At 69.9% G+C, this 11,224-nt stretch carries 10 protein-coding genes and 2 pseudogenes; 8 read left to right on the forward strand and 4 right to left on the reverse strand.

Going from position 1 to position 11,224, the window contains the following annotated elements:
• The 8 genes and pseudogenes from AC2W7C_RS07200 to AC2W7C_RS07235 form a co-directional block, all read left to right on the forward strand.
• A pseudogene (locus tag AC2W7C_RS07200) lies at positions 1-546 on the forward strand (hypothetical protein); the annotation flags it as partial.
• Entirely contained in the window at positions 435-2,306 is a 1,872-nt protein-coding gene (gene mnmG / locus AC2W7C_RS07205; protein ID WP_486000830.1) for a tRNA uridine-5-carboxymethylaminomethyl(34) synthesis enzyme MnmG, read from the forward strand. The pseudogene AC2W7C_RS07200 and the gene mnmG, both read left to right, overlap by 112 nt.
• A gap of 44 nt (positions 2,307-2,350) precedes the next feature.
• Complete coding sequence (gene rsmG / locus AC2W7C_RS07210; protein WP_486000839.1) at positions 2,351-2,917, forward strand: 16S rRNA (guanine(527)-N(7))-methyltransferase RsmG; 567 nt, start codon at positions 2,351-2,353, stop codon at positions 2,915-2,917.
• Positions 2,907-3,719: a ParA family protein gene (locus tag AC2W7C_RS07215; RefSeq protein ID WP_486000831.1), complete on the forward strand. Its 813-nt coding sequence runs from the start codon at positions 2,907-2,909 to the stop codon at positions 3,717-3,719. The genes rsmG and AC2W7C_RS07215 overlap by 11 nt, the downstream gene beginning before the upstream one ends.
• Positions 3,720-3,746: 27 nt before the next feature.
• A complete protein-coding gene (locus AC2W7C_RS07220) occupies positions 3,747-4,637 on the forward strand; it encodes a ParB/RepB/Spo0J family partition protein (protein WP_486000832.1) in 891 nt (296 codons plus the stop codon).
• A gap of 1 nt (position 4,638) precedes the next feature.
• The gene (locus tag AC2W7C_RS07225) at positions 4,639-5,262 is read left to right on the forward strand and encodes a class I SAM-dependent DNA methyltransferase (RefSeq protein ID WP_486000833.1); all 624 of its coding nucleotides are present in this window, start codon (positions 4,639-4,641) and stop codon (positions 5,260-5,262) included.
• Positions 5,263-5,266: 4 nt separating this feature from the next.
• Entirely contained in the window at positions 5,267-5,452 is a 186-nt protein-coding gene (locus AC2W7C_RS07230) for a hypothetical protein (protein ID WP_486000834.1), read from the forward strand.
• Between the two features lie 92 nt (positions 5,453-5,544).
• On the forward strand, positions 5,545-5,973 hold the full coding sequence (locus AC2W7C_RS07235; protein WP_486000835.1) for a hypothetical protein: 429 nt from the start codon (positions 5,545-5,547) through the stop codon (positions 5,971-5,973).
• 180 nt (positions 5,974-6,153) lie between these two features.
• On the opposite strand, the pseudogene holA reads toward AC2W7C_RS07235, so the two are convergent.
• The 4 genes and pseudogenes from holA to AC2W7C_RS07255 all read right to left on the reverse strand — a co-directional run bounded on the left by holA (position 6,154) and on the right by AC2W7C_RS07255 (position 10,811).
• Positions 6,154-7,205, reverse strand: a pseudogene (gene holA, locus AC2W7C_RS07240) (DNA polymerase III subunit delta).
• On the reverse strand, positions 7,202-7,687 hold the full coding sequence (gene lptE / locus AC2W7C_RS07245; protein WP_486000836.1) for an LPS assembly lipoprotein LptE: 486 nt from the start codon (positions 7,685-7,687) through the stop codon (positions 7,202-7,204). Before lptE ends, holA begins: the two are co-directional and overlap by 4 nt.
• Positions 7,687-10,272, reverse strand: coding sequence for a leucine--tRNA ligase (leuS, locus tag AC2W7C_RS07250; protein ID WP_486000837.1), 2,586 nt, complete (start codon positions 10,270-10,272; stop codon positions 7,687-7,689). The genes lptE and leuS overlap by 1 nt, the downstream gene beginning before the upstream one ends.
• A 62-nt stretch (positions 10,273-10,334) precedes the next feature.
• Complete coding sequence (locus AC2W7C_RS07255; RefSeq protein ID WP_486000838.1) at positions 10,335-10,811, reverse strand: DUF3576 domain-containing protein; 477 nt, start codon at positions 10,809-10,811, stop codon at positions 10,335-10,337.
• Positions 10,812-11,224: the final 413 nt, after the last annotated feature.

Here is an 11,224-nt window from a genome sequence, read left to right on the forward strand (position 1 = left end):
GATGATCTCGTCGTGCTGACCAAGGCCGACCTGGGCGGCGTCGACGTTCCGCCGGCCAGTCGGCCCGCGATCGCCGTCAGCACGGCGACGGGCGAGGGGCTGGCCGCTTTGCACGACTGGATCGCGGAACGCCTGGCCCGCGATCTGTCCGGCGCTGACTTCCCCGCCGTGACCCGCGAGCGGCATCGCCGGCGGCTGGAGGAAGCACTCGCCGCCGCCGAGGCGGGTCGTCGCGCGCTGGACATCGCGCCGGAGATGGCGGGCGACGATCTGCGCAGGGCCGCCGACGCCCTGGCCCGGGTCACCGGCGCGATCGGGGTGGAGGACATCCTGGGCGAGGTCTTCTCGACCTTCTGCATCGGGAATGTGATCTGTTCACGTGAACAGCGCGGCCCGCCGGTGGCGAAGCGGGCGTTTTCGACTATGTCCCCGCGATGCCATCCGTCCCCCCTCAGGCGTTCGACGTCATCGTCATCGGCGGCGGCCACGCCGGCTGCGAGGCCGCGGCGGCGTCCGCGCGCACCGGCGCGGCCACCCTGCTGCTGACCCAGAAGCTCGAAACCATCGGCGAGATGTCCTGCAATCCGGCCATCGGCGGCCTGGGCAAGGGCCACCTCGTGCGCGAGATCGACGCCCTGGACGGGGTGATGGGCCGGCTGGGAGACGTCTCCGGCATCCAGTTCCGCCTGCTGAACCGCTCCAAGGGCGCCGCCGTCCAGGGGCCGCGCAGCCAGATCGACCGCCGCCTCTACCGCGAGGCCATGCAGGCCGAGCTGGCGCAGACCCCGAACCTGACCCTGATGGCTGGTACGGCGGAAAGCCTGATCCTGGATGGACCTCGGGTCGCCGGGGTGGTGACCGGCGAGGGCGTCGCCCTGCGCGCCGGCGCGGTCGTCCTGACCACGGGCACCTTCCTGAACGGGGTCATTCACAAGGGCGACCAGCGCATCCCCGCCGGCCGTCATGGCGAGGCGCCGTCCACCGGCCTGGCCGCGGACCTGTACGGCGCGGGCCTGCAGATGGGCCGGCTGAAGACCGGGACCCCCGCGCGCCTCGATGGACGGACGATCGGCTGGGACCGGCTGGACAGCCAGGCGGCCGACGAAGACCCCGTGCCGTTCAGCTTCCTGACGGACCGGATCGACGTGCCCCAGATCGCCTGCGGCGTGACCCATACGACCGAAGAGACACACCGGATCATCGCCGAGAATCTCAGCGAGAGCGCCGTCTACGGCGGTCATCTGTCCGGAAGGGGCCCACGCTACTGCCCGTCCATCGAGGACAAGGTAGTGCGGTTCGCCGACAAGACCTCGCACCAGATCTTCCTGGAGCCGGAAGGCCTGGACGACCCCACCGTCTATCCGAACGGCATCTCGACCTCCGTTTCGGACGCCACCCAGCTGGCCTTCCTGCGCACCATCCCGGGCCTGGAGGCGGTCGAGGTGTTCCGCTTCGGCTATGCGATCGAATACGACTATGTCGACCCGCGCGAGCTGACGCCGGCGCTGGAGGTCAAGAAGCGCCCTGGCCTGTATCTGGCCGGCCAGATCAACGGCACCACCGGTTATGAGGAGGCCGGCGCTCAGGGGCTGATCGCCGGCTTGAACGCCGCGCGCGCCGCGGGCGGGTCCGATCCTCTGATCCTCAGCCGGGATCAGGCCTACATCGGCGTCATGATCGACGACCTGGTGACGCGCGGTGTGACCGAGCCCTACCGCATGTTCACCAGTCGGGCGGAGTACCGGTTGACGCTCCGGGCCGACAACGCCGATCAACGATTGACGCCGCTCGGGGTCTCGGCGGGCGTCGTGGGCCCCCGGCGGGCGGAGGCGTTCGCCATGAAGGCGGCCGAACTCGCGGCGGCGAGCGCTGTTTCACGTGAAACGCTCTTCACGCCCAAGGAGGCGGGCGCCTTGGGCATCCGCGTGAACGCCGACGGTCAGCGCCGTTCCATCCGCGACCTATTGTCGTTCCCCGGCGTGACGCTGAAGATGTTCGAACCGGTCGCGCCGGAGATCATCGGCTGGTCCCGCCAGGTGCGCGAGCAGATCGAGATCGACGCGGGCTATGCGGGCTATCTGGACCGCCAGGCCGCCGACGCGGAGGCCCTGCGCCGAGAGGAGGCCCTGGCTCTGCCGGTGGATCTCGACTACGCCGCGATCGGCGGGCTGTCGAATGAGGTGCGCGAGAAGCTCTCCCTCGTCCAGCCGCGGACCCTGGGTCAGGCCGGGCGCATCGAGGGCATGACCCCCGGCGCGCTCACGGCGCTGCTGTCGCATGTGAAGAAGGCGAAGGTCGCCGCGTGACCCCGTCCGAGTTCCAGTCCCTGACCGGCGCGACGCCGGCGCAGATGGCCGATTTGCAGACCTTCATCGACCGGCTCGCCGAAGCCAATGCGGTGATGAACCTGATTGGGCCCGACACCCTGCCGGATGTCTGGAACCGACACATCTGGGATTCGGCCCAGCTGCTGGACCAGGCGCCGGGCGCCCGGACCTGGGCCGACCTGGGCGCGGGGGCGGGGTTCCCGGGCGTAGTCCTGGCCATCATGCTCAAGAGCACCGCCCCGTCCCATGTGTGGCTGATCGACAGCCTGGGGAAGCGGTGCCGGTTCCTGCAGGAGGTGGTCGACGCCCTGTCGCTTCGCGCCACCGTGATCAACGGCCGCGCCGAGGACAATGCGGTCACCGTCGACGTGGTCACGGCCCGCGCCGTCGCGCCGATGGAGAAGCTGCTGGGCTATGCACAGCCTTATCTACAACGGGGCGCCCGGGGACTGTTCCTGAAGGGCGAAAAGGCCGAGGCCGAGGTGGCGGAGGCCCGTCGGGTCTGGCAGTTTGAGGCCGACCTCTCCGTTTCGCGCAGCGACCCGCGCGGCCGTATCGTATCCGTCCGGAGTCTCCGCCGTGCGCGCTGACAACAAGACCCGCGTCCTCGCCGTCTCGAACCAGAAGGGCGGGGTGGGCAAGACCACCACGGCGATCAACCTGGGCACGGCGCTGGCGGCGATCGGCGAAAAGGTGCTGATCGTCGACATGGATCCGCAGGGCAATGCGTCCACGGGTCTGGGTGTTCCACGTGAAACACGGCGGGTGACCATCTACGACGTGATCGTCGACGGCCGCTCGGTCGATGATTCCGCGGTCCAGACCACCGTGCCGGGGCTGTTCATCGTTCCGGCCGACGCCGACATGTCGGGCGTCGAGATCGAGCTCAGCCAGGCCGACCGACGCTCCTTCCGGCTGCGAGACGCGCTGTCGGCCCAGGGCGGCGAAGGCCATTCCCGGTATGACTATGTCCTGATCGACTGCCCACCGTCGCTGAACCTGCTGACGCTGAACGCCATGGCCGCCGCGGACGCCGTTCTGGTGCCGCTGCAGTGCGAGTTCTTCGCCCTGGAAGGTCTGACCCAATTGATGAAGACCGTCGACATGGTGCGCCAGAGCCTGAATCCGTCGCTGGAGATTCAGGGCCTGGTCCTGACCATGTTCGATCGCCGCAGCGCCCTGTCCGGCCAGGTGGCCAACGACGTCCGCGCTCATTTCGGCGAGAAGGTCTATGACGCCGTCATCCCCCGCAACGTGCGGGTCGCCGAGGCGCCGTCGTTCGGAAAGCCGGCGTTGATCTACGATCTGAAATGCGCCGGCAGTCAGGCCTACCTGCGGCTGGCGCGGGAGGTGGTGGCGCGGGAACGCAAACGCCGGCTCCAGGCCGCCTAGATCAGATAGAAGAACGGAATCAGCATCTTGAGTGAACGTCAGCGCGGTCTGGGCCGGGGTCTTTCGGCCCTTTTGGGAGAACAGGCGGGGGAAGCCGTGCCCGTCGACGGTTCGGGCGCGCCGACCGGCGTACGGATGGCGCCGATCGAAAGCCTGAAACCCAACCCGGACCAGCCGCGCAAGATCTTCGGCCGTGAGGAACTGGACGAGCTGGCGGCTTCGATCCGCGACAAGGGCGTGCTGCAGCCCATCCTTGTCCGCTCTCAGCCGGGACAGGACGGCGCGTGGCAGATCATCGCCGGTGAACGCCGTTGGCGCGCGGCCCAGCAGGCCCGCCTGACGGAAGTCCCGGTCGTGGTGCGCGAGATGGACGACGTCGAGGTGTTCGAGGTCGCGATCATCGAAAATGTCCAGCGCGCCGACCTGAACCCGCTGGAGGAGGCGGAAGCCTATCGCCAGCTGATGGAGCGGTTCGGGCGGACGCAGGACGCGGTCGCCGGGGTCGTCGGCAAGAGCCGCAGCCACGTAGCCAACACCTTGCGCCTGCTGCAGCTGCCCGAAGAGGTGCTGTGGTATGTGCGCCAGGGTAAGATGAGCGCCGGTCACGCCCGCGCCCTCGTGACCGCGCCCGATCCCGCCGCCTTGGCCGAGCAGATCGTCAACGAAGGGCTGAACGTTCGCCAGGCCGAGGCGCTGGCGCGTCGCGCCGTCGAAGGACCGAAGCCTGGCCGGACCAAGGCGGCCGGGCTGGCCTCGGGCGAGGGCGCGGCGGACGTCGCGGCCCTGCAGCAGGATCTGGCCGACGCCCTGGGCCTGAAGGTCCAGCTGGCGGACAAGGGGGGCAAGGGCGAGCTGACCATCCGCTACGGCACCCTGGAGCAGCTGGACGACCTGTGCCGGCGGTTGATGCGCGGCTGAGATGGCGGATCGGCCTCCCGAGCCGGCGGAGGCGGTCATCGACCTCTATAGCCGCCGGGTGCGCGACTGGGACGCCGACCGCGGCAAGACCCTGATCGAACGGGCCTGGCTGGACGTCTTCCTGTCCCATGTCCCGGCGATGGGAACCGTGCTGGATCTCGGTTGCGGCTCGGGCGAACCGATCGCGCGCCATCTTATCGAAGAGGGACGGCGGGTGACCGGCGTGGACGCCGCGCCCGGCCTGATCGAGCTGTGCCAGGCCCGGTTCCCGGCCCATGATTGGATCGTCTCGGACATGCGCGGCCTGGACCTGGGGCGGACTTTCGACGGGGTGCTGGCCTGGCACAGCGCCTTCCATCTGACGCCTGAGGACCAGCAAGGCCTGTTCGCGGGCTACGGTCGCCACGTCCGTCCGGGCGGCGTGCTGATGTTCACCAGCGGGGCCCAGGCCGAGGAGGCGGTGGGCGAATGGCGGGGCGAGCCGCTGTATCACGGCAGTCTTTCGCCCGCGGCCTATCGGGCGGGTCTGGACGCGGCGGGCTTCGACGTCCTGAGGCATGTCCAGGACGATCCGGAATGCGGCGGCGCCACGGTTTGGCTGGCGCGGCGCCGCGTGGCAGACTGAGGGAATGACCGACAAGCCGAAGAATCCGACCGCCGAGGCCTTGAAGAAGGCGCTCGCGGCCAAGCGGGGCGCGGCCGGCGCGCCGTCGTCGGGCGGCTTCAAGCCCGCCCAGCACGCCGAGAAGGCGGTGAACCGCCAGAACGCCGCCCTGAACAAGCCGGCTTTCCGCCGAGCCTCCAAGCGGGGCTAGGGGCTGCAGTCAGGTTCCGGCGGTTTCCGTACCGATACGACGGGATCACCCTCGCATCGGATCGCAGGCGCGGTGGCGGAAAGGGCGAGACGATGGTGCGCAATCTGACGTTCGGGGCCTTGGCGGCGCTGGTCGCCACGCCCGCGCTGTGCGAGCCCTATCGCGTCGTGGAGATCGGTCCGGCCGCGGTGATCGCCGACGGCACGCCGGAAGCGCGGAATCCCGCCTTCGCGGAGGAATGCCGCGCCTGGTCCCCGACGCCGGCCCAGGCGGGCCGTTTCCTGGATCTCAGCGAGCCGATCGGCGGCGACGGCTCTTTCCACGACTTTTATCACCTGCCGTGCGAGGCCCGCGGCGTGGCCGAGAAGGACGGCGTACGCTGGACCTTCGCCATCAACGCGGCGGCCTACGGCGTGCTGGAGCGGGAGGGCGAGGAGCCCCGCCTGATCGGTTGCCGGCGTCCGGAATGCGAGGCCCTGGCGATCCTGCCGCCGGACGGCGTTGGCGTGGACGAGGACTAGGTTCAATCGACATTCGGTCGATAGCCTTGGCTTCTCAGATCCTTGTTTTCCGTCATGGCCGGGCTTGTCCCGGCCATCCAGGATCGCGGTCGAGGCCTTGGAGGTTCTCGACTTCCGCCCTTCGCGTTCATGGATTCCCGGCACAGGGCCGGGAATGACGGGTTTGAATGTCGATTGACCCTAGAGCCCCAGCCGCCGCGCGCGGGCGGAAATCTCGAGCAGCAGCCGCTCCGCGATCAGCTGGTCGGGCGAGCCGGTGGTCTTGGTGGCGATATCGGCGGCGTTGACGCTGTCCAGCACCTTGTCCAGATCGTCCAACCGCCAGCTTCGCGCCTGGCGCAGCATCTCGGCCTCCTGTTTCCAGAAGACGCCGGCGGCCTTGGCGGCCTCCTTGGCGTTGGCTCCGTTGGCCTGAAGCACGTTGATGCGCCGCAGCTTGCCCAGGTGGATCGACGCCTGCCGCACCGCCATGACGGGGCTTTCCCCTTCGGCCAGGGCGCGGCGCAGGCCGGACTGGGCGGGCGCCGGCCGGCCGCCGAACGCCTGCAGCGCCGCGTCCTGAAGCGAGGCGTCCGGCTCGACGCCCAGATGCGCCTCCAGCTCGGCCACGTCGATGGTCCGGCCGCTGCCCGGGCCGATGTAGAGCGCCAGGCGTTCGATCTCCTGGCGCATCAGGCCCCGTTCGCGGGGCAGGCGGGCGACGAAGCGGTCCAGGGCGTCGCCGGTCAGCCCGACCTTGTCGGCGGCCAGGGCTTCGCGGGTCATGCGCGCGACGTCGCCGGTCTCGTCTTCGTAGCAGGCGATGCCGACGGCTTCCCTGGCGGCCTCGGCGGCCTTGCGCAGGGCGGAGTCGCGCCCCAACGCCCCGGCTTCGATCACCAGCATGGCGTCGGGGTTGTAAGCGCCCTCGGCGTGGGCCTTCAGCGCCGCGGCCAGCTGCTTGTCGACCGAGGCCTTTTCGGCCGACAGGCGCACCCGCACCAGGCGCGGCCGCCGATCATGGACAGGGCGGTCAGGGCCTCCTCCAGGCGGGCCTCGTCTCCGTCGATGTCGCTGTCGGTCAGGACGGTGACGTTGAAGGGGTCGTTGAGGTCCGGGGTGATCGCCCGGCACAGTATCTCGGCCCGTTCGGCCACGCCGGAGCGGTCCTTGCCGTGGATCACGGCGGCTCGGACGCCCCGGTCCGGAGATTTCAGGAAGCGATCGACCTCTGGCCGCTTCGAGAGGATCACTGGCTGGACATCGCCCGCAGGAGATCCAGCCGGATCAGGCGGGCCAGTTCGGCTGCGGCGCGCTCCTCGCCGTCCTGCTGGGCGGCGATGGCGGCGTAGGGCTGGTCGGCGGCGGCGTAGGTCGTGGTGACCGTTTCAACGCCGGTGATGGGGGTTCCGCCCGCGATAGGGGTGAGGGTCCAGCGGCCGCGCACGGTCAACTCATAGCGGACCGCCGTGTCGTCGATGCGCCGGCCCATCGGGCGACGGCTCTGCTCGATCTCGGTCTGCAGCCGCCACAGGGGCGCCTGGCCGCCGTCGCGGCCCAGGGCGTCCTCCAGCTGTTCGCGCACGCGATAGCCCAGCCGATCGTCCTGGGTCGTCACCGCGATCCGGGACAGGGACCCGCCCACGCCGGCGTCGCCGTACAGGGGAGTGAAGCCGCAACCGGCCAGTCCCACCACTGGGACAGCCAGAACCAGGGCCAGGACAAGGCCCCGCATCAGGCGGCCACCAGGTTCACGATGCGGTCCTTGACCACCACGACCTTCCTCACCGTCAGACCCTCCAGCCGCGCCTGGACGTCCGGATCGGCCAGGACGAGGGCTTCGACCTCGGCCGGCTCCAGGCCGCGGGCGACGCGGATCTCGCCGCGGCGCTTGCCGTTGACCTGGATGGGCAGGGTCACCTCGTCGTCGGCCGCCAGGGCCGGATCGAAGACCGGCCAGGGCGCGTCCAGCACCATCCCCTCTTCGCCCAGCCGCGTCCAGCATTCCTCGGCCAGGTGCGGAGTGAAGGGGGCGATCAGGCGGGCCAGGGCCGACAGGGCCTGACGCCTGGCCTCGCCGCCCGCCGCACCGTGGTCGCGGACGACAGCCACGAAGGCGTAGAGCTTGGCGATGGCCGAGTTGAAGCGGAAGCCTTCCACGCCGTCGGTCACGGCCTTGATGGCCTTATGCGTCTCGCGCACCAGGGCGGTGTTGGCGGCCTGATCGCCGGGGATCGAGGGATCGAAGCCGTCGAACTCGGCCCAGACGCGCTGGACGAAGCGGCTGGCGCCTTCGACCCCGCCCGAGGTCCACTGGACGTCGCGCTCCGGCGGGCTGTCAGAGAGGACGAACAGGCGGCCGGCGTCGACGCCGTAGGTGTCGACGATCTCCTGCGGGGCGACGACGTTCTTCTTGGATTTCGACATCTTCTCGATGTCGCCGATGACGAGCGCCTCGCCGGTCGAGAGCTGGCGGGCGGAGCGTTCGCCGCCGTCATTGACCAGCTCGACGTCGGTCGGCTCGACCCAGGCGCCGTCGGCGCGCCGGTAGGTCTCGTGGACGACCATGCCTTGGGTGAACAGGCCCGCGAAGGGCTCCCTGACGTTCATCAGGCCGGCGTCGGACAGGGCGCGGCTGACGAAGCGGGCGTAGAGCAGGTGCAGCACGGCGTGTTCCACGCCGCCGATGTACTGATCGACCGGCAGCCACTTGTCCGCCGCCGCGCGCGAGATCGGCTCGGCCGCGGTCGGATCGGTGAAGCGGGCGAAATACCAGCTGGAATCGACGAAGGTGTCCAGGGTGTCCGTCTCGCGGGTCGCATCGCCGTGACACGACGGGCATTTGACGTGCTTCCAGGTCGGGTGGCGGTCCAGCGGGTTCCCGGGCAGGTCGAAGGTGACGTCCTTGGGCAGTTCGACCGGCAGCTGATCGGCGGGGACGGCGCCGCATTCGGCGCAGTGGATGACCGGGATCGGACAGCCCCAATAGCGCTGGCGGCTGACGCCCCAGTCGCGCAGGCGATACAGGGTCGCGCCCTCGCCGCGGCCGGACGTCTCCAGGCGCGCGACGGCCTCGGCCTTGGCCGCCTCGACCTCGAGCCCGTCCAGGAAGCCGGAGTGGAAGATCGTCCCCGGACCCGTATAGGCCTCGCCGTCGACGTCGAAGTCATCGCCCGCGCCGTCGGGTCTCACCACCGGGACGATGGGCAGCCGATACTTGGTGGCGAACTCGAAATCGCGCTGGTCGTGCGCCGGGCAGCCGAAGATGGCGCCCGAGCCGTAGGTCGACAGCACGAAGTTGGCCGCCCAGACCGGCACGGTGCGTTCGGGATCGAACGGGTGCCGCACCCGGATCCCCAGGTCCACGCCCAGTTTCTCGGCCTTCTCGATATCCGCCTCGCTGGTGCCCGACTGGGCGCAGGCGGCGATGAAGGCGGCGACGTCGGGCCGGTGTTCGGCGACGGCCTTGGTCAGCGGATGATCGGGGGCCAGGGCCAGGAAGCTGGCTCCGAACAGGGTGTCGGGCCGGGTCGTGTACACCTCGATCGGGTCGCGGGCGTGATTGGGCTCGCCCTCCGGCGAGGCGGGCAGGAAGGCCGGGGCCTCGGCGATCTCCCACCACAGGGTCGCGCCGCGGCTCTTGCCGATCCAGTTCTCCTGCATCAGCCGGACCTTGTCGGGCCAGCGGCCTTCCAGCTCCTTCAGGCCCTCGATCAGGTCGTCCGCATAGTCGGTGATGCGCAGGAACCACTGGTTCAGCTTGCGCTTCTCGACGACCGCGCCCGAGCGCCAGCCGCGGCCGTCGACCACCTGCTCATTGGCCAGGACGGTGTTGTCGACCGGGTCCCAGTTGACCACCGAGTCCTTGCGATAGACCAGACCGCGCTTGAACAACTCCAGGAACCAGGCCTGCTGGCGGCCGTAGTAGGCCGGGTCGCAGGTGGCGAACTCGCGGCTCCAGTCCAGCGACAGGCCCAGCAGCTTCAGTTGGTCCCGCATGGCGGCGATGTTGGACCAGGTCCAGTCGCCCGGATGGACGCCGCGCTCGATCGCCGCGTTCTCGGCGGGAAGGCCGAAGGCGTCCCAGCCCATGGGATGCAGGACGTCGAACCCCTGGGCGCGCTTGGACCGCGCCACCACGTCGCCCATGACGTAGTTGCGGGCGTGGCCCATGTGGATGTTCCCGGACGGATAGGGGAACATCTCCAGCACATAGTATTTCGGCCTGCCGGTCCCTTCGGTGGGCGTGCGGAAGGCGTCGGCGGCCGCCCAGCGGGCCTGCTGGCGGGGTTCGGCGGTCTTGGGCTCGTATCGGGCCACGATAGTCCTTCAGGCGGCTCCTCTAGGAACGGGCCCGAAGGAGGCTAGTCGATGGGGGGGGATCAGCGGGCGTTCTGGAGGTTGAGCTGGCGCGCCTTGGTCAGGATCGCGTTCTCAAGGTCCGTCTCGGTCTGGGCCGCCACCGTGGCGCCGACCCAGGCGCCGGACGCGTCGCGGACTTCCTTGGTGATCGAGACGTTCAGGGCGTCGGCGCGCAGGCGCGTGTCCAGGATGAACACGGTCGCCTTGAAGCGCTCGTTCGGCGTCTGGGCGTCGGTGTACCAGTCGTAGTTGATCACGCCGCCCCAGGGATCGGCGTTGGCCAGCGGCATGAAGCTCAGGGTGTCCAGGGTCGCGCGCCACAGGAAGGCGTTCACGCCGATCCCCGGCTGGGCCGAGCGGGCCGCGGCCGCCGCGTTGCGCTGTCCGCCGCCGAAAACGTCGCCCACGGTGGGCCCGAAGGGCCGTTCGGCGGAACAGGCGCCCAGCACCAGACCCGAGGCGATAAGGGCGAGCGTCGCGCCGCGAACCAGCACCATCGAGAGTTCTCCATTCGATATGGCGTGCGCCGGCCTCTCCGTCGCACACGCCGGCGCGCCCGAACACGGGTCGGAGCCGAAGCGAGGCTCTATAACACGGCGAAAAGGGGCGATGACAAGGCGAAGACGTTCAGGCGGCGGCGCTTGATGTCGACGGAGCGGCGAACTCGGGGCGCGGACCGCTCTCGCCGTGACGCTCGCGCCACAGGAGTCCCGTCGAGTCGCGCGGAACTCCCCCGCAGCGCCGCCGTTCCGTTGACCGGGCCGACCAGCGATGTCTACTTGCTGGATTGACTGCGGCGGGACCCCCGTCGCGGCGTGAAGGGCAGGATATGCGCAAGAGCGCCGTCATCGCTGGATTGGTCGCCGGGCTGGCCCTGGCCGCCGCCGCCGACGCGGCCGCCGCGCAGTCG

Source organism: Brevundimonas sp. CURTG3B2_SDJG (assembly GCF_057364705.1).

Coding starts and splice junctions, on each gene's coding strand:
- AC2W7C_RS07255 (WP_486000838.1), bottom strand. CDS start 10,811: ATGGTGCTGGTTCGCGGCGCGACGCTCGCCCTTATCGCCTCGGGTCTG.
- AC2W7C_RS07235 (WP_486000835.1), top strand. CDS start 5,545: ATGGTGCGCAATCTGACGTTCGGGGCCTTGGCGGCGCTGGTCGCCACG.
- AC2W7C_RS07230 (WP_486000834.1), top strand. CDS start 5,267: ATGACCGACAAGCCGAAGAATCCGACCGCCGAGGCCTTGAAGAAGGCG.
- rsmG (WP_486000839.1), top strand. CDS start 2,351: ATGGCCGATTTGCAGACCTTCATCGACCGGCTCGCCGAAGCCAATGCG.
- AC2W7C_RS07225 (WP_486000833.1), top strand. CDS start 4,639: ATGGCGGATCGGCCTCCCGAGCCGGCGGAGGCGGTCATCGACCTCTAT.
- lptE (WP_486000836.1), bottom strand. CDS start 7,687: ATGCGGGGCCTTGTCCTGGCCCTGGTTCTGGCTGTCCCAGTGGTGGGA.
- mnmG (WP_486000830.1), top strand. CDS start 435: ATGCCATCCGTCCCCCCTCAGGCGTTCGACGTCATCGTCATCGGCGGC.